Raw genomic sequence first — 17,689 nt, 5'->3', positions numbered from 1 at the left:
GTCCCGGCACTTGTGATCCCGGCCCGCCGGTCAGGGTATCAGCACCAGCTCACTTCCTTTGCTGAGCACAGCCATCACCCCCTACCCATGCTTGCCAAGCGTCCAGCCATGGGGGGAGAGGTGGTTTTCTGCAAATTGCCGAGGTGTTTCCTCCAACATCGTGGCAACCGTATCGTTCCAGCGATTGAAAAATCCATAGAGCGCGATGACGGCCACGATCTCCACCTGCTGTTCCCGGCTGAAATGCAGGGCCATATCGGCAAAGTCCGCGTCGCTGACGGCGTTCGGCACCTGCCCCGCCCCGACCGCGACACGCAGGGCCGACCGCTCCGCCGCGCTGAACAGGGGGCTATGTTCGAAATCCCAGATCGCGGCCAGCTTGTCTGCCGGCACGCCATTGCCGGCGGTCGCGGTACCGGTATGGGCCGAGCAATAGCGGCAGCCCGCAGCCATGCTGACCATATAGCCCGTCATCCATTTCAGGCCGGGATCGACCGTGCCAGACATCATGATGGAGGCCCAGAGGCCGCCGCTGGCCCGTAGGATGTCGGGCCGCCAGGCCAGCGTGGGCACGCTGTTGGGCAGTTCGTGGAAATCGCCGCCGATGAAGGACAGGTCGATGTTGCGGGCCGCCATTTCGGCAGCGGTCAACGGGGGGATGCGCGCCATGGCCGTTTCCTCTCTGATACCATCTTCCAGTGATCGTGACCGATCACCGGCTTCAATCGCCGGCGCCAGCATTCGCTGGCTTGGCTACGCGCCACGTGGCGCGCGGCGGCAGTCGCCGCCGTACCCGTGATTGACGAGGTCCCCTCATCAATCACGGGTTCATTCCCATTCGACATTGCCGTCAACGGCGATCAACTGCCCTGTGACATGCTTCGCGGCATCGGAGGACAGGAAGATCGCCATATCCCCGATCTCCTCCGGCTGGATCTTGGCACGCAGGGAGATGTAGCGCAGGAACTCTGCCTCAACGGTCGCGGCATCAATGCCACGACCGGCGGCGATGCCGGCCATGATGCCGCGCATGCGCTCACTGTCGACAAAGCCGGGCCGGATGGCGTTGACCCGGATATTGTCCGGCCCCAGTTCCCGTGCCGCCGCCCGCGTCAACCCCTCCAACGCCCATTTCGACGCGATATAGGGGGACCGGTTGACGGGCAGCGTGGTGACGGAACCGGTGGAGATATTGATGATGGAACCGCCACCCTGCACCTTCATCAGCGGGGTCACGGCCCGCATCATGAAGAAGGCACCATGCACATTGACCTCAAAACAGGTGCGCCAGCCCTGGTCGCAGATATCAGCCATCGGGCCGATCTGACCGGCGATACCGGCATTGTTGACCAGGGTGTCGACCCCGCCCCAACGGTCACAGACCTGACGGACAAACCGGTCCACGGCATCGGCATCCGACACGTCCAAGGCCGTAGCGATCAGACCGGGATGGGTATCGGAAACCTTGTCCACACGGCCCTGGTCGGCATCGCAAATGGCAACATCGGCCCCAGCGGACAGGAAGCGTTCGACAATGGCCATACCGATGCCGGCGGCACCGGCGGTGACGATGACACGCTGTTTCATGATGCGGCCCTCAATGCCTGCGTGGCGTAAAGATCGGGATTGCCGGTGGCATCCAGTGCAACGCGATAGATGTCGTGGGCACGTTCTGGCGACAGGTAACCCTCGCGCACGGCATCGGCCACGCTTTCAGGCGCGCGGGACAGGGGATCACCATAACCGCCGCCACCGGCGGACACGGCGGTGATCATGTCACCGGCCCGGACATTGACCAGGGCGCAGGCAGGCAGTGCCTCCCGCCCCCCGTCAATCCGGTCCAGCCACTGATCAGCCCGACCACCGGCGCCGCCGCCGCGTACGCCCAGCGGGGCATTCACATGCCCGTCGGAGCCGTAGCCGATGTCAAACGCGCCCACCAGCGGCCCGAACTCCACGATGGTGGAGGGTGCGCCCGTGAAACGGCCCGGTCCCTCGCTATCTGTCAGGAACCCGCGCCGTTTGACCAGCAGCGGCTGATACAGCTCATCCAGCTCGACCCCGTCGATACAGCACATGCCCGCATTGCCAACATGGGCCGTGGTCCACCAGGCATCGGCCTGCGGGCTGGCCGCACCGCCGGAGAAGGCCAGGAATATCTGATTGACGAAGGGCTTCCCGGTGCGGGCGTCGATGCCGGAGATAACACCCGCTGACGGGGCGATCACGGCCCCGACCTCTGCCATGCCGAACCCATCGCCCAGGTCGGCGATGGCCACTTGCACCGCATTGGCCACGCGGTCGGCGATGTTGGTGGTGGCCGTGGAACAGCTATAGGGATGTTCAGTGATGCCGGCGATGCAGCCCCGGCGCAGCACCACGTCGATGCGCCGGAAGGCCCCGGCATTCTTGGGCACGCGGTGGTCCAGCGAATTGAACACGCCGATCATGGCGGCGGTGCGGGCGCAGGCCTCGCTGAGATTCATGCCACAAGGCAGGCTGTCCGGATTGTCGGTCAGATCGACGCGGATGCGTCGGGCCGCACTGTCGACCAACACCTTGGCATTGATGGTAACGCCGGTTTCCGGCATGCCGGGAAAGGCGTCATGGGTGCTGCTGGCCTGGGCATGGCCATCGGGCAGGTTGGCCAGCGCCTCCACCATGGCGGCTTCGGAATAGTCGAACCACTGGCCGGAGAAGGTTTCCAGCCGGTCCCAGCCCACCTCCCGCCCCATGGCGAGCAGTTCCTTCTCCCCGATCCGCACGGCGCCGACCATGGCCAGATAATCGCCGCGCCATTGTTCGGGCACGCGGATACGCATCTCGCACATGCGGATGATGTCGCCGATATCCTGGTAATCCCGCTGCACCTGCACCGCCGGGAAGATCAGCGCGCCTTCATGATAAAGGTCGCGGGCATTGCCCATATAGGTGGTGGGTTCGGAATTGCCGATATCGGCCTGATGCGCCTTGGCCAGCACCGTGAAGCGGTGGGTACCCTCATCATCGATGACGGGGACCAGAAGGGTCAGGTCCGCCGGATGCGAACAGCCATGATAGGGCGAGTTATGCAGGAAGGCGTCGCCGCGCTTCAGCACCGGGTGGAACTGTTTCATGGTGCGGGCCATCATATCGGGACCTGCCAGCACGTGGATGGGCAGGCTTTCCGCCGCCGCCAGAAGGTCGCCCGTATCGGTGACGATGCAGCAGGAAAAATCCCGCGCCCGGTTCAGCACACCCGACCGGCCCGTGCGTAACAGCGTGTTGGCCATCTTGCGCACCACGCCCTCGAACCGGCTGTTCAGGATGGCAAGGTCGGCGCCGTTCAGCTTCATGTCGCTCATGCTTGTGTACCCCTTCACGCCTGGCCGTTCGGATGGATCAGGATGCTGCCCGACGCCGACCGCTGCACCGTGGCGCCGGGATCGACAACGATGGTGGTGAATGCGCTTTCGATGATGCAGGGGCCGGATAGCACCCGGTCGGTTTCCATGGCCTCCAGCCGGTGGATAGCGCTATCGGCCCACCCCGTCTGTTTGAACCAGGCGGAGCGCCGGCGCTCCTGGGCCAATGCCTGATTTCCGCTCAGCCGGAATTCTGCAAAGGGCCGGACCTGACAGCGGATGGTGGCGCGCAGCCCCACGATCTCCACCGCCGAGGATGGATCGTCGATGGTGAATATCTGGCGGTGGGCGGCATCGAAGGTGCGGCGGAAATGCTCCACATCCTCCTCACCTGCGAACCGGTGCAGTGGCAGGGTGACGTCGATGTCCCAGACCTGATTCTCGTAGCGCGCTTCCGCCACGATGACGGGTTTGGCTGAACGTAAGGGGTCGCCGGCGCGGTGGGCGAAGGCAACACATTGCGCCGTCAGATCGGCAAGGGCTGCATTCACCCTGGCATAGTCGAAGCGTGCCGTGCTGGTGAACAGGCTGGCCGCGAATTCGCCCGTCACTTCCGACATCATGGCACCCGCCGCACTCAACGCCGCACCGGTTTCCGGGATGATCAGGCGTTCGCAGCCGAGGCGGCGCGCGATGAAGGTGGAGTTCAAACCTGCTGCCCCGCCGCCGCCGATCAGCACGGATTGGGCCGGATCGATGCCCTGGGCCACCGTAATGTCGGCGATGGCCTGCACCATGTTCTCGGTGGACAGGTGGATGATGCTCCAGGCCGCCTCCTCAACACTGACACCCAGCGGGGTGGCAACGTCGCGGTCGATGGCGGCGCGCGCACCCGACAGGTCCAGTTTCATGGTGCCGCCCAGGAAGAACTCCGGATCCAGGAAACCCAGGACCAGGGCCGCATCGGTGACTGTGGGTCGCGTGCCGCCCCTTCCATAGCAGACGGGACCCGGTACGGCGCCGGCACTTCCGGGTCCAACATGCAGCAGCCCGCCGGCATCGACCCGCGCGATGGAACCGCCGCCGGCCCCCACGCTTTTCACCTCCACTGACGGATATCCCACCAGATGCCCGCGTGTCGGCTGCCCGATCCACAGTTCGCGGGTCATCGGCACCCGGCCGCCGCGTACCAGGGAGATGTCGTAGGTAGTGCCGCCCGTGTCCGCCACGATGACGCTGTCGCCATTACCTTCCAGGTCGGCATAATGCTGGCCGGCGATGGGGGCCATGGAGGGGCCGGAATTGATGATGCGGATGGGGTTGGCTGCAACCTCTGCCGCCGGCATCATGCCGCCAGAGCTGGTCAGCACCATCACCTTGCCCTTGAACCCTGCCTCGCGCATCCGCAGTTCCAGCCCGCCCAGATAGCGGCCCATCAGCGGCTTCAAGGCGGCGTCGATGGCGGTGGACGAGGCGCGGCGGAACTCCCGCAGGCTGGGGTTCACCTGATGCGACAGGCTGACCGGCACGCCGGGCAATGCCGCCGCCAGGGCCGCGCCCACCCGCAATTCATGCGCGGGATTGATGGTGGACCACAGAAGGCAGACGGCCACCGCCTCCACCTTTTCCGCCCGAAGGCGGTCGATGATGGCGGCCAGCGCCGTCTCGTCCAGCGGCTGGTGGACCGACCCGTCATGGATCAGGCGCTCCGGCACCTCGAAGGTCAGGGCACGCGGCACGAAGGGCTTGGGGTAGGGGACCGAATGGTTGAACGGCTCGATACGCCCGCCTTCGCGCAGGGTCAGGATATCGCGGTGCCCTTCCGTCACCAGCAGGGCCGTGCGCGCCGTGCGGCCGGTGATGATGGCGTTGATGGCGTGGGTCGTGCCATGGATGAAGGTGTCGCCACGGTCCAGCAATGTCGCCAGATCCAGCCCACGGGCCGTGGCCGCCAGGGTCAGGGCCGCCAGCACCCCCTGTACCGGATCGCCCGGTACGGTGGATGCCTTGTACATGCTGACCCGGCCATCATCCTCTTCCACCACAAGGTCGGTGAAGGTGCCGCCGGTATCGGTTGCAAAGCGCATGATCTGTCCCCACCCTTAAAATGCAACCCGGTCCGGACCCTTCAACGCCAGCATGGCGCGGGCCTCGTCCGGGGTGGCGATCTCCATGCCCAGCTCGGTCAGGATGGTCCTGATCTTGCGCACCTGTTCGGCATTGCTCTTGGCCAACTGGCCGCGTCCGATCATCAGGCTGTCTTCCAGGCCGACGCGGACATTGCCGCCCAGCATCGCCGACATGGTCAGGAACCGCATCTGCATGCGGCCGATGCCGAAGGCCGACAGGTAATAATCGTTGCCGAACAGGCGGTCCGCCGCCTGCTTCATGGCCGTCAGGTTTTCCAGATCCGGCCCGATGCCGCCCAGCACGCCGAAAATCCCCTGGATCAGGAAGGGCGGCTTGATCAGGCCCCGGTCGGCGAAATGCGCGACATTGTAGAGATGGCCCAGGTCGTAGCATTCATATTCGAACTTGGTGCCGTGGCCTTCGCCCAGTTCGCGGATGATACGTTCGATCAGCGCGAAATTATGGTTGGCGGCGAAACGCTTGCTGGCCTCCAGGAACGGCTTTTCCCAGGGATGCTTCCATTCCGGATATTTGTCGGCCAGGCCGAACACGCCGAAATTCATCGACCCCATGTTCAGGGAGGTCATTTCCGGCAGGGCGCGCAACGGTGCCGCCAGCCGGTCATCCTCGCTGAACCCCGGTGCGCCGCCCGTGGTGATGTTGATGACGGCGTCGCAGCGCTGCTTGATCTGCGGCAGGAACTGCATGAACAGGTCGGGATCGGGCGACGGGCGGCCATCGATCGGGTCGCGGGCATGCAGGTGCAGGATGGCCGCACCGGCCTCGGCCGCTTCCACCGACTGGTCGATGATCTCCTGCGGGGTGATCGGCAGGTAGGGCGACATGGTCGGGGTGTGCAGCGATCCCGTGATGGCACAGGTGATGATGACCTTGTCGGACTTGCGCATGGTTTTTCTCCTGAAATCGGGGCAAAGTCCGCCCCTTCGGCGACCGGGGGCCGCCGTCTGTCATGGCTTTGAACGGATGATGGGATCAGGCGTCGGCGGTCGTGGCCGCCCGCGCCGGCCCCCGGCTGAACCAGGCGAACACCGCCCCGGCCAGACCGAAGATGAAGCTGGCCAGCAGCAGGGACGACCCCAGCGCCTTGTCATCCCCGAACACCCGGTCGGTGAAGATGCCGATGCTGGCGGGGCCCATGCCGATGGCGGTGAAGGTGACCGCCGCCATGAAGCAGGCGCTGGTGACGCCACGCAGCCGTTCGGGTGTCAGCAGCTGGATGCCCGACAGGCCCGGCGGGGCGGCGGCGGTCAGGGTGATGTTCAGCAGGGCGTAGCTGAACAGCGACAGGGTCTCGCTCTGCGTCGTGCAGAACAAGGCGGCCAGCGGCAGGGACAGCAGCAGCATGCCTGCAATCACCAGACCGGGGGCACCGGTCACGCCCTTGGCCTGCAACCGGTCGGTCAGATAACCGCCCGTCAGATGCCCCACGGGACCCGCCACCAGCACCACCATGCCCACCAAATACCCTGCCTCTGCCGGTGCCAGACCGAAATTGCGGATATAGAAGGTGGGCGACCAGGCGGCATAGGACTGAACCAGCAGGATCGCCGATGCGGCCGCTGCTGTGTGCAGCAGATAGGCGGCGCGGTGCCGACTGATATGGGCGAACACTTCCCTGAGGCCCGGCTTCGCCATCGCACTGACGGGCCGCGCCGGTTCACGCACCGTCAGCAGCAGCAGGGCCACCAGTACCCCCGGTGCCGCCGCGGCGATGAACAGACCCTGCCATGGCGACAGGTGCCCCCAACCCGGCAACATCGCCCCGCCGCGCGCCGTCAACCAAGCAAGGATCATCCCACCCACGATCAGCGCCACCGATTTGCCAAGCGAGGCACCCATGGTGAAGGTGCTGACGGCACGGGACAGTTTGGACCGGGTGAAATAGGCCGCGATCAGCGACATCGCCGCCGGCACCAGTGCCGCTTCCCCGAACCCGACCGCGATGCGGGCCAGGAACAGACTGTTGAAGGAGGTGGCAAGACCGCAGGCCGCCGTCGCCAAGCTCCAGACCAGGATGCCCGCGACAATGATATTGCGGCGGTTGGCCCGGTCAGCCATCCAGCCCAACGGGATGGCCGCAACCGTGTAGAGGATGACAAAGCCGGTACCATGGAGCAGGCCCAACTGCGTATCGCTAAGCAGCAGTTCGGTCTTGATGGGTACCAGAACCAGGCTCATCACGAACCGGTCGACAAAGGAGATCAGGTGGGCAACAGACAGCAGCACGGCCACGTACCAGGCGTAGGTGCTGTCTTTGCGCAGGCTGTCCGTCATTCCCGATCCCCCTGTTTCACTGTTCTATGTTCAGCCAATAGCAGCAGAGATGCCTTCATCAATGACCAGCGTCGTGCCAAAAACGGGCCGTGCGGCATCCGACAACAGGTAGAGCACCGCACTGGCAATCTCTTCCGGTTTGGAGAAGGTGACACCACTTGGCGTCATGCGGCGCATGCCATCCAGGACCTCTGCCATTTCCGGCGAGGTGCGCATCGCCTCATTCATCGGGGTTTCGGTATTGCCCGGTGCCACGGCGTTGACATTGATGCCGAAGGGTGCAAGTTCGGCGCCAGCCACCCGCGTCATCATCACGATGGCGGCCTTGGACGCGCAATAGACGGCGAAGCCCTTGACCCCGATGGTCCCGGCGACGGAGGCAAAGTTCAGCACCTTGCCCCGCCCCCGCGCCTTCAGGTGCGGAACGGCTGCCTGCAGGCAGTTCCAGGTGCCCTTCAGGTTGATATCGACCATACGGTTCATGCTGTCCGCCGCGGTGTCGCCAACGGGGCTGGGTTCGAACACGCCGGCGGCATTGACTAGGATGTCCAAGCCACCGAAATCGGCGGTCACCCGCTCCAGAAGGCTGACCACCGCCGCTTCATCCCGGACATCGGCGGCATAGGCACGCGCGGTGCCGCCAGCGGCGTTCACCGCGTCCACTACGGGTGCAGCCTTGGCGATGCTGCTGCTGGCCACGATGGCGACATAGGCGCCCTGGGCGCCCAGGGCCTGGGCTACCGTGGCGCCGATACCGGAACTGCCGCCGGTCACCAGGGCCACTTTTCCTTTGAAATCGGTCATTGTCCCCTCCCTGGGGGTCAGATCAGATGGTGGCTTGTTTGCCCAAGGCTGCCTGTACCAGCGCCTCGCACCGCTCACCCATGCCGGCACCGGCACACATCAGGTTCGGGCTGTAGCTGAAGGAAAGACCGGCTTCCGGATCGGCGATACCGACAGCACCACCGGCACCCGGATGGCCGAAGGCACGGGGATTGGCGCCAAAGCCCAGCATGGGCGGGAAATTCAAGAACAGGCCCAGACCATAGCGGAAGGGCCGGTCAGTCATACCGCAGGTGCCGCGCCAGCTTTCGGTGCGCATTGCCTCCACCAGGGCGGGGGAGAGCAGATGGAAACCATCCAGCGTTCCACCACTGGCCAGGGCCGAATAGACCCGCGCGATGGCGCGGGCATTACCGTGACCATTGGAGGAGGGGAACACGGCCCGGCGATAGGCGGGTTCATTGTAGGGGTTGGCGGAACTGGGACGCACGCGCCAGGCACGGCCCAGCTTGGTAGTCTTGTCCTTGGCCTGAACGAAGGTGACGCTGCCGGGATTGGGCATGATGTCGGATACGCGGTGCATGTCCGCATCCGCGACGCCAAACCCGTAGTCGATGTTCAGCGGCTGCGCGATCTCTTCCCGGAAGAAGACATCGATCATGCGACCATCCACCCGCCGCACCATTTCGCCCAGCAGATAGCCGGCGGTCATGGAATGGTAGGCGCCCTGGGTGCCTGGTTCCCATTCGGGCTTCTGTGCCGCCAACGCGCGGCACATCACATCCCAGTCATAGGCGGAACCATCGGGTGCCGCATCAGCATAAAGAACGCCGGTAAGGGCCGACAGCAGCATGCGAACGGTGGTCTTTTCCTTGCCGGCCTGGCCGAATTCGGGCCAGTAGTCGGTAACGCGGGCTTCCAGATCGACCTTGCCCTGGTCGATCAGCATCAGCAGGCACAGCGCCGCCATGGACTTGCCCACGGACATCATGCAGCAGATCGTGTCGCGCTGCCAAAGGGCGCCGGTGGCGACATCCGCCACCCCGCCCCACAGGTCCACGACCTTCTTCCCGTCGCGATAGACACAGACGGCGGCACCGATTTCGCCCCGGCTGCGGAAATTCTCGATGAAGGTCTCCCGCAACCCGGAAAAATCCGGGTCACAGGTGCCATCGATATGAAGCGGGGATGCAGAAGACATTTCCAGACCCTGTTTGATGGCGGTCAGTAGGTGTAGGTCAGGCGCATTCCATAGGTGCGCGGGTCGCCCGGCGTACCCGCCGGCACTGCCGTGAACTGGCCCGTGGAAACCAGATATTGCGTGTCGGACAGGTTGCGGCCGTACAGCACCACCTGCCAGTTGCCGCCATCCGGGGCGAACCCAATGCTGGCATTCAGCAGGTCATAGCTGCCCATGGTCTGAACCGCGTCATTGATGACGGTGAAATATTGCCGGTCCTTCCAGCCATACTCACCGCGCAAGAAGGCCGAGCCGCCGGCGACATCGAAACTGTACTGGCCATACAGCGTGTAGGCCCATTTGGGGGAGGAGTTCAGGAACTTGCCCGATGCATCGATGGTGACGGCGGGGCTGGTACCGGGGATTGGCGCCTGCGGGTAGTTCTTATAGCGCGCGTCCAGATAGGTCAGCGTGCCGCCGATATCCAGCCCAGTGACGGGCCGTGTCGTCAGCTCCAGCTCCAGACCATCCACCTTGGCGTCCGAGGCATTGGTGATGTCGGTAACGCCGGGAACCAGGAAGGACTGCACCTGCAAATCCTTGTAATCATAGGTGAAGGCCGACCCGTTCAGGCGCACGCGCTTGTCCGCGAACTCCGTCTTGAAACCCGCCTCATAGCTCCAAAGCGTTTCCGGGGCGAAGCCCTGGGCCGTGTTGCCGGAGGAGAAGTTGAAGCCGCCAGATTTGAAACCGCGCGTCGCCGACGCGTACAGCATCACATCTTCCGTCACCTTGTATTCGGCTCCAAATTTCGGGGTCCAGGCCGTGTAATGGCCCTTGTTCAGATAGCGGCGCGGATATGTGGCCAGTGGCGTCCCGGTCGACAGGGTGTAGATGTTCAGATACTGGTCGAAATCCTTTTTTTCATCCGTATAACGGATGCCGGCGGTCAGGGTGAACTGGTCCGTCACATCGAACGATCCCTGTGCGTATCCAGACCAAGCCTTGGTATCGACGGTAGGCGCGGGGTTGGTGACGCGGTTCAGGTTGAAGGCGGTGACCGTGGAATCCGTGTCGATATGTTCATCGAAGTAATAGAAACCCAGCACATATTTGAACCGCTCAACCCGGCCTGACAGGTTCAGCTCCTCCGAGAACTGATCCTGATATTCCTGCTGCCGCGTTTCCTGGCGGTGCAGGTCGGTCGCGTCAGTGTCGTTGACATAATTCAGGTCGCTTTTGCGATAGGCTGTCAGCGATTTCAGCACGGCGGCGTCGGAAAAACTGTAGGTGATCTCCGCCGATACGCCCTTGATCTTGCGGTCGGTGTCGCTGGGGCTGTCTAGCGCCACCTTGTGCCAGTCGCCACGGATCGCCTCGGTCACCACGTCAACGGCGCCGCCGGCCACGGGCCGGAAGGGCTGCAACAGGGCCTGATTGCCGACAAAATGGCCGTGGTCGGCCAGATAGTCGGCCCGGAACACCATCTCCAGCGCCTCGTTCGGCGTGGCGCGCAGGATGGCACGGGTACCCCAGGTATCCTCGCTGGCCCGGTCATTGCCGGACGGGACAACATTCTTGAAATAGCCGTCATGCTTGCTGCCCATCAGGGACACGCTGCCATACAGCTTGTCCTCGATCAGCGGACCACTGACATAGGCCTCACCGCGATAAAGATCGTAATTGCCGATGGTGGCCTGCGCCTTGGCCTTCACCTTATTATCGGGCAGGCGGGAGACGATGTTGATGGTGCCGCCAACCGAGTTGCGACCATAGAGCGTGCCCTGCGGCCCGCGCAGCACCTCGATCCGCTCCACATCCAGGAAGTTGTTGAAGACGGCGGCGGGACGGGCCATGTAGACGCCGTCGACATGGACCGTCGTGCTGGGGTCCGAACCCGCGAAGACGTTGTTCGACCCAATGCCGCGGATATAAAGCTGGGCAAAGGCGCCATTCTGCGCGACCACCAGATTGGGGGTCGATCCGGCCAGATCGCGGACATCCTTGATCCCGGTCTTCTCCAGCGCGTCCGCCGTGAAGGCGGTGATGGCGATGGGCGTTTCCTGCAACCTTGTGTCGCCCATCTTAGTCGCGGTGACGATGACCTCCTCCAGCATCGTACCATCCGCCGCCTGTACAAGGGTCGGGAGAGAGGGCAATGCCAGACCGGTGGCACTGGTCAACAACAGGGTGCGAAGCCTCAACATAATCATGTCCCCGTCCTCCATTTGTATTCTTATATGAAAGAACAGCAGGCGTAACGGTGCTTTCGGCAATCATCATGGATTGCCGTGCCGTATAGTCTCCTGCCTCGACCGGATCAGATGTCGAAGAACAGGCCCTTCGACTGGAAGTAAGCCAGATACTGTTCGCCGTGACTGGCAATCTCCTTCGCCGTGCGGGCCGGGAAGACGATGTCGTTCACGTCATGCTGGCCGCCGGTGATGACCACCTGCAGCAGCCCTTCCTTATCACTGATATTGCGGAAAGCACGGGCAACGCCCGGTGGTACGGACAGGACATCGAACGGGTTCAGCGTTACCGCGCTGTCCCGATTGTCGCCCAGGGTGAATTCAAACCGCCCCGTCAGCACCGTGAAGGTTTCGAATGTACGGCGGTGGGTGTGCAGTGAAGGTCCCGTGCCCGGCGGGCACGCGGCATAGGTAATGGACATGTCCCCTGCCCCACGGATCGGCGCGACATTGCCGAAGGGACTGGGCGCATCATCGTTCCGTGTGATCACAGGGAGCAAACGGCGCGACCAGATCATATCCGCAACAGGCTGCGGCAGACCGTGGCCCCGCTGCGGCTCAATCTCCAGCAATTGCTCAAAACGGGCAACGCGCCCGTCAGCGCAGGGGCCGCCAAGATCATCGGCGGCTGTTTGGTTGTCCATGGCGTCAGTCCCCAATGAAGGTAAACCGCCTATGCGCCCGGCCATCCCGTGCTGTGTCGTGAGCGCCCCTTTAATCCGCCACAAAGTGTCGGCACTTTCAAGAAGGAATCTTGGAGTTTTGGGAATAATTTTTGTAACGAAGCGCTTAGTTATAATTTTATCTAACAATATCAGTGTATAATGCGCCGATGTCAGATCATTCATATGAATGCATCAGGAGGGGCAGATAAATCTGTCGACACTACTGGACGGTACGGTATGCTGACTTTCAGCCCGCTATGCAGGGTCCGGCGGTTGTCGTAGCATCACGCGACGAAAGGGGCTGCCGGATGGCCTGCCATGCAGGCGGGCATGGATCGCAGGGGATAAAGCGATAATGACAAAGGCATCGACCGACGCGCCGGGCAGGGTGCGTAAAGGCGAGAAGACGAAGGCGCCGCCCCATGTGCCGCGCGCGCCGTCGGAAACGGAGGAGGACGCTGACGAGTTTCCGTCCGACATTGCAGGGGCACCATCGCCCTTCGGTGCGCCAAAACTGATGGCCGACGGCAGCACCAAAACGACGCTGGTGCAGCGTGTGCACGAAACGCTGATGGAAAGCCTGGATGAGGGTGTCCTGCGGCCCGGACAGCGGATCAAGGCGGCAGAGCTGGCCAAACGCCTGGGGGTGAGCCGTGCCCCGGTGCGGGAGGCATTGCATATTCTGGCGGGCCAGGGGCTGGTCGAACTGCTGCCCGACAAGGGCGCCATCATGCGGGAACTGTCACTGGCGGACCTGATCCAGATTTATGAGGTCACGGGTCCCATCGCCAAGGTGGGGGTCGCGGCGGCCGCACGGCGCATCGGTGAGGGCGACAATCGGCAGCGCGTGGAAGAGGCCATTGCCCGTATCCGCGCGGCCCGCGATGCACCACCTTCCTACAAATTCTATCTGGTGCTGAACGATTTCCATTATCTGCTGAATGAGATCGGGCAGAAGCCCTACGTGGACTACCTGCTGGGGCTGCTCAATCTGGAATATTGGAACCGGTTCCTGGCCGGCACTATCGACATGCGCCTGCATATCCCGGGCTATATCGCCAATTACAACCGCATGGCCGATGCCGTGCTGGCCGGGGATGCCCGCACCGCCGCCGCCGTCATGGACAGCCATGTCGAATGGTCCATCGATCTGCTGGAACGGACAGGTCAAAGCCGGCGGTGACGCAAGCGAACAGACCGTCCTTTCGCGCGTCAACGACCAGAAGCCAGGAACCGCATCCCGCAGATGCGATTTCTGGCCTTTGGTCCGTCTCAAACAGCTATGACGGAGATCCCCTTTACTCTCAATGTGCGCCGGCACCCCCGGCACGCAGGCGCGGACCGGCCATATGGGCCAGCGCCAGCAGCGCCACCCCGGCCAGAAGGGCCAACGGCACCATCAGCAGCACCACCTGATCACCCGTGGCACCCGCTCCGATCATCTGACCAGCGATCAGCGGACCGGAAATGGCACCAACCCGGCCCGCGGCCACAGCGGCCCCCACCCCGGTCCCGCGCGTCTGATCGGGATATACTTTCGGCGCCAGACCATAGAGCGCGAACTGCGCACCCAGGACCAGAAAGCCTGCCCAGAAGGCCAGCACCAGCAGCATGTTCATGTCACTGGCCAATGACAGCAGGTACATGACCAGCGCCATCGCCAGATACCCCACCGCCATCGGCGTGCGCGCACCATACCGGTCGCACAGGAAGCCGGCGATGACGGAGCCGAAGATGCTGCCGATATTCAGCACCAGGGATGTCAGAAAGGCCTGCGCCGGGGGAAACCCCTTCGCGATGATCAGCGTGGGCAGCCAGTTCAGCAGCAGGGACAGCTGCAGGAGTGTCAAGGCGAACACGATCCACAGCATCAGTGTCGGCCCAGCCTGCTGCGCGCCGAACAGGGCCTGACCGATCGGGGTGCGGGTGCCCTGGCCGCGCACAGCTGCCCGTTTGGTTTCTGTCAGGAAATACCACAGGGCCGGGGCCACCAGCAGCGGCAGCACACCCCCCACAAGGAACAGCCCGCGCCAATCCATACCGCCGGGCGCCAGCTTGGCCATCAACGACACGATGATCCCGCCAACCGCCAGCCCGCAGGAGATGGAGGCCACGGTTATGGTAACCCGCGCCCGTGCGGTTACTTCCGATGCGATGGCGATGACGTTCGGGAAGGTGCCACCCAACCCCAGGCCGGTCAGCACCCGCAGCACGAGCAGCGAGTGATAGTCCCAGGCCCAGCTGGAGGCCAGGGTAGCAACCCCGAAGGCGACAACGGACCCGACCAGCACCGGCTTGCGCCCCACCTTGTCGGCCAGCCGACCGCCGGCCAGGGCACCAATGGCAAGGCCGATCAGGCTGGCACCAAAGGCCCAGCCAATCTCCTGCGGCGTCAGGCCCAGTTCGCGGGTCAATTGCGGGGCCGCCACCCCAATGACCTGCAGATCAAATCCTTCCAGCACGGCCACCAGAAAGCAGAGAAAGATGGTGATGCCGCGCCGCGCACCGGCGGGCATTTCCTGGTCGGTCTGCATGTTTCTCACCCTTGTCGTCCGTTCATGCGGCTGTGACTTTTTTGGTGAAGACCATGGCATGCACACCATGGTCTTCACCAGTCATTTGAAGTCAGAAGCTCCAGGTCAGCGACACGCCATATTCCGCCGGCCGGCCCGGTGAATGGGTCAGCGTGGCCAGCGTGTTCTGGCGACCGTTGGTGCCGGTGGTGATGTAGTATTTGTCGAAGATGTTGGTGCCGAAGGCCGCCACCTTCCACTGTGCGCCGCTGTCATACTCGATGCGGACATTGGCCACGCCATAGGCCGGCAGCTTCACCGAGTTGGAGGTGGAGTTGTTGGAATATTGGCTGCTCTTATAGGCGTAGTTGGCGTTCATGCTGACATCGCCATCCCCCACCGGAACCGTGTATTGGGCACCCAGCGTATAGGTCCATTCCGGCGACCGGGCCAGCGGCTGTGCCCGGCAGCGGTCAAAGGTCAGGGCACCGCCGGGGCAGCTGGCGGGATCGAACAGGGGGCTGCCGGTGGGCAGATCGACATATTTGATCCTGGTGTAACCGACATTGGCATTCAGGGTCAGCCGCTCGATGGGTGCCACCGCGAACTCGCCCTCGAACCCGTCAATCTCCAGCTTGCCGGCATTCAGAAACAGAACCTGCAAGGCCCCGCGGGAGAAGTCAGCCACCTGCACGACCAGATTGTCGTACTTCATGTGGAAGCCGGTCAGGTTGGCACGCAGGCGCTTGTCGAACCATTCTGACCGCACACCGGCCTCCAGGTTCTTTACCGTCTCCGGATCGAAGGAGGTGATGGTGGGGGCCGCCGTGCCCAATGTGACGATATCGACATTGAAGCCGCCGGACTTGAAACCCTTGGAATAGGTCGCATAGGTCATCAGCGTATCGGTCCACTGATAATCCAGCGTCAGGCGATAATCGATGGCATCCCAATTGTTGGCATTGGTGCGGGGGGACCCGCCAGCCGGCAATGCCGGGGTGAAGATGCCAACCTTGGATATGAAAACGTCCTTGTCGTCATAGGAATAACGCGCCCCCGCCGTCACCCGCGCCTTGTCAGTCAGGTCCAGGCTGGCCTGGCCAAACGCGGAATAGCTGTTGGTTTTCAGCTGCACATTGGCATCAAAGCCGTTGCAGCATTCCACCCGACCGGCATTGACCACCGCCTCACGCAGGAACCGGCGCTCTGCCGGGGTTTCATGGAAATAATAAAGACCGGCCACCCATTCCAGGCCCTCATGACTGCCCAGAAGCTGCAATTCCTGGGAGATGGAGTTCATCTCGTTCAGGGTGTAGTTGGTCTGGGCTCCGAAAAGACCATAGTCGCCCTGGTCGATATCCGTGCCCTTGTTGTAGCCCGTGATCGAACGCACCGAGAGCGCATCGTTCAGGTCGGCATTGATATCAGCCGACAGGAAGGTGTTCTTGGTCCGGCGCGCATCGTCGCACAGGCTGGCCTGGGGACGGCTGTTGGGCAGAAGGTTCGGGGCGTCGCCGAACTTGGCCGGGTTCAGCGCGATCTGATCCATGATGCAGCTGTCGGGGACGGAATAGCCGTCCTTGGTCACGAAACGCGGATCATCCGCCACGATCGCAGACTGCCCCCGTGTCGCCAGATAGGCATTGTAGGCATTGACCGCCGCAATCGGGAAACCCGATGCCTGTCGCAAGCCGACGCCGGCGATGACGGTGGGCGAACCATTGCTGCGGTTCTCGGTGTAGGCGGCACTCAGATCGACGGTGATGCTGTCATTGGGACGCAGGCGCAGGGCACCGCGCACGGCATAATCATCCTGATTGCCCCGCGTCCGGTCGGTGCCGATGACATCGACATAGCCGTCACGTTTGAACCAAGCGGCCTGGCCACGGAACGCCACCTTCTCGGACACGGGGACATTCAGGACGCCTTCGATGTCCGTCCTGTCCAAGGAACCATAAGTGCCGGTGATACGGCCTTCCAGCCGGTCGGTGGGTTTGCGCGTGATATAGCGGATGGCACCGCCCGTCGTGTTGCGGCCAAACAGGGTACCTTGCGGCCCGCGCAAAACCTCGATCCGTTCCACATCCAGCAGGTTCAGGATGGCGCCGGTGGAACGCGGATAATAGACATCATCGACATAGAGACCCACGCCCTTCTCATTATTGGCGCGGCCCGACGTCTGACCGACGCCACGGATGGAGAAGTTGGGGGCCGAGTTTCCAACCGGCGCGGAACCGCCGATGGAAACATTGGGCAGGAAATTCTGAAGATCGTCCACTGACCGGACATTGGCCCGCTCCAGCGCGTCGCCGGAGAAGGTGAGGATGGAAATCGGGGTATCCTGCAACGATTCCGAACGGCGTTCGGCGGTGACAACAATCTCCTCCAGTTCGATCACCTGACCGGCGGCGGGGGCTGTCTGGGACTGCGCCGTCCCCGCCGCCAGCACAAGGGCCAGCGCCGATATGCCATGTCGCGTCAGACCGTGACCCGGCTGCATCCTGAACATCTTGGCCATTCTTCTTCC

General features: G+C 63.2%; 13 protein-coding genes. 1 reads left to right on the top strand and 12 read right to left on the bottom strand.

What is annotated here, in order from left to right; translation table 11 throughout:
- Positions 1 to 81: 81 nt before the first annotated feature.
- From ACT6Q8_RS20960 to ACT6Q8_RS20915, 10 genes are all read right to left on the bottom strand, one after another.
- Positions 82 to 669, bottom strand: a complete 588-nt coding sequence (locus tag ACT6Q8_RS20960; protein WP_082372648.1) for a carboxymuconolactone decarboxylase family protein — start codon at positions 667 to 669, stop codon at positions 82 to 84.
- 159 nt (positions 670 to 828) lie between these two features.
- The gene (locus ACT6Q8_RS20955) at positions 829 to 1,587 is read right to left on the bottom strand and encodes an SDR family oxidoreductase (RefSeq protein ID WP_444734324.1); all 759 of its coding nucleotides are present in this window, start codon (positions 1,585 to 1,587) and stop codon (positions 829 to 831) included.
- Positions 1,584 to 3,344 carry a hydantoinase B/oxoprolinase family protein gene (locus ACT6Q8_RS20950; protein ID WP_444734323.1) on the bottom strand — a complete coding sequence of 587 codons (1,761 nt, stop codon included), beginning with the start codon at positions 3,342 to 3,344 and terminating at the stop codon, positions 1,584 to 1,586. The genes ACT6Q8_RS20955 and ACT6Q8_RS20950 overlap by 4 nt, the downstream gene beginning before the upstream one ends.
- Positions 3,345 to 3,358: 14 nt before the next feature.
- The gene (locus tag ACT6Q8_RS20945; protein WP_444734322.1) at positions 3,359 to 5,431 is read right to left on the bottom strand and encodes a hydantoinase/oxoprolinase family protein; all 2,073 of its coding nucleotides are present in this window, start codon (positions 5,429 to 5,431) and stop codon (positions 3,359 to 3,361) included.
- Between the two features lie 15 nt (positions 5,432 to 5,446).
- Positions 5,447 to 6,382, bottom strand: coding sequence for a 3-keto-5-aminohexanoate cleavage protein (locus ACT6Q8_RS20940; protein WP_054170064.1), 936 nt, complete (start codon positions 6,380 to 6,382; stop codon positions 5,447 to 5,449).
- Between the two features lie 85 nt (positions 6,383 to 6,467).
- Positions 6,468 to 7,769 (bottom strand): MFS transporter, encoded by a 1,302-nt coding sequence (locus ACT6Q8_RS20935; protein ID WP_444734321.1) that lies wholly within the window; start codon positions 7,767 to 7,769, stop codon positions 6,468 to 6,470.
- A 30-nt stretch (positions 7,770 to 7,799) separates the two neighbouring features.
- Complete coding sequence (locus tag ACT6Q8_RS20930; protein ID WP_054170066.1) at positions 7,800 to 8,573, bottom strand: SDR family NAD(P)-dependent oxidoreductase; 774 nt, start codon at positions 8,571 to 8,573, stop codon at positions 7,800 to 7,802.
- Between the two features lie 22 nt (positions 8,574 to 8,595).
- Positions 8,596 to 9,753 carry a serine hydrolase domain-containing protein gene (locus ACT6Q8_RS20925; RefSeq protein WP_082372649.1) on the bottom strand — a complete coding sequence of 386 codons (1,158 nt, stop codon included), beginning with the start codon at positions 9,751 to 9,753 and terminating at the stop codon, positions 8,596 to 8,598.
- 23 nt (positions 9,754 to 9,776) lie between these two features.
- On the bottom strand, positions 9,777 to 11,945 hold the full coding sequence (locus tag ACT6Q8_RS20920; protein ID WP_444734320.1) for a TonB-dependent receptor: 2,169 nt from the start codon (positions 11,943 to 11,945) through the stop codon (positions 9,777 to 9,779).
- A 107-nt stretch (positions 11,946 to 12,052) separates the two neighbouring features.
- Positions 12,053 to 12,832 carry a cupin domain-containing protein gene (locus tag ACT6Q8_RS20915; protein WP_444734319.1) on the bottom strand — a complete coding sequence of 260 codons (780 nt, stop codon included), beginning with the start codon at positions 12,830 to 12,832 and terminating at the stop codon, positions 12,053 to 12,055.
- 172 nt (positions 12,833 to 13,004) lie between these two features.
- Between ACT6Q8_RS20915 and ACT6Q8_RS20910 the strand changes: the two genes are divergently transcribed.
- Positions 13,005 to 13,832 carry a GntR family transcriptional regulator gene (locus ACT6Q8_RS20910; RefSeq protein ID WP_444734318.1) on the top strand — a complete coding sequence of 276 codons (828 nt, stop codon included), beginning with the start codon at positions 13,005 to 13,007 and terminating at the stop codon, positions 13,830 to 13,832.
- A 121-nt stretch (positions 13,833 to 13,953) separates the two neighbouring features.
- Here ACT6Q8_RS20910 and ACT6Q8_RS20905 read toward each other — a convergent pair whose 3' ends face one another.
- Positions 13,954 to 15,183, bottom strand: a complete 1,230-nt coding sequence (locus ACT6Q8_RS20905; RefSeq protein ID WP_054170070.1) for an MFS transporter — start codon at positions 15,181 to 15,183, stop codon at positions 13,954 to 13,956.
- Positions 15,184 to 15,274: 91 nt separating this feature from the next.
- On the bottom strand, positions 15,275 to 17,680 hold the full coding sequence (locus ACT6Q8_RS20900; protein WP_444734317.1) for a TonB-dependent receptor: 2,406 nt from the start codon (positions 17,678 to 17,680) through the stop codon (positions 15,275 to 15,277).
- Positions 17,681 to 17,689 lie beyond the last annotated feature (9 nt).

Source organism: Niveispirillum sp. (genome assembly GCF_052437035.1).
Taxonomy (GTDB): domain Bacteria; phylum Pseudomonadota; class Alphaproteobacteria; order Azospirillales; family Azospirillaceae; genus Niveispirillum.
Note: the sequence above shows the minus strand (reverse complement) of the source record. Positions and strands in the feature narration are given on the sequence as shown.

Coding starts and splice junctions, on each gene's coding strand:
- ACT6Q8_RS20950 (WP_444734323.1), bottom strand. CDS start 3,344: ATGAGCGACATGAAGCTGAACGGCGCCGACCTTGCCATCCTGAACAGC.
- ACT6Q8_RS20935 (WP_444734321.1), bottom strand. CDS start 7,769: ATGACGGACAGCCTGCGCAAAGACAGCACCTACGCCTGGTACGTGGCC.
- ACT6Q8_RS20905 (WP_054170070.1), bottom strand. CDS start 15,183: ATGCAGACCGACCAGGAAATGCCCGCCGGTGCGCGGCGCGGCATCACC.
- ACT6Q8_RS20900 (WP_444734317.1), bottom strand. CDS start 17,680: ATGGCCAAGATGTTCAGGATGCAGCCGGGTCACGGTCTGACGCGACAT.
- ACT6Q8_RS20925 (WP_082372649.1), bottom strand. CDS start 9,753: ATGTCTTCTGCATCCCCGCTTCATATCGATGGCACCTGTGACCCGGAT.
- ACT6Q8_RS20940 (WP_054170064.1), bottom strand. CDS start 6,382: ATGCGCAAGTCCGACAAGGTCATCATCACCTGTGCCATCACGGGATCG.
- ACT6Q8_RS20915 (WP_444734319.1), bottom strand. CDS start 12,832: ATGAATGATCTGACATCGGCGCATTATACACTGATATTGTTAGATAAA.
- ACT6Q8_RS20920 (WP_444734320.1), bottom strand. CDS start 11,945: ATGATTATGTTGAGGCTTCGCACCCTGTTGTTGACCAGTGCCACCGGT.
- ACT6Q8_RS20910 (WP_444734318.1), top strand. CDS start 13,005: ATGACAAAGGCATCGACCGACGCGCCGGGCAGGGTGCGTAAAGGCGAG.
- ACT6Q8_RS20960 (WP_082372648.1), bottom strand. CDS start 669: ATGGCGCGCATCCCCCCGTTGACCGCTGCCGAAATGGCGGCCCGCAAC.
- ACT6Q8_RS20930 (WP_054170066.1), bottom strand. CDS start 8,573: ATGACCGATTTCAAAGGAAAAGTGGCCCTGGTGACCGGCGGCAGTTCC.
- ACT6Q8_RS20955 (WP_444734324.1), bottom strand. CDS start 1,587: ATGAAACAGCGTGTCATCGTCACCGCCGGTGCCGCCGGCATCGGTATG.
- ACT6Q8_RS20945 (WP_444734322.1), bottom strand. CDS start 5,431: ATGCGCTTTGCAACCGATACCGGCGGCACCTTCACCGACCTTGTGGTG.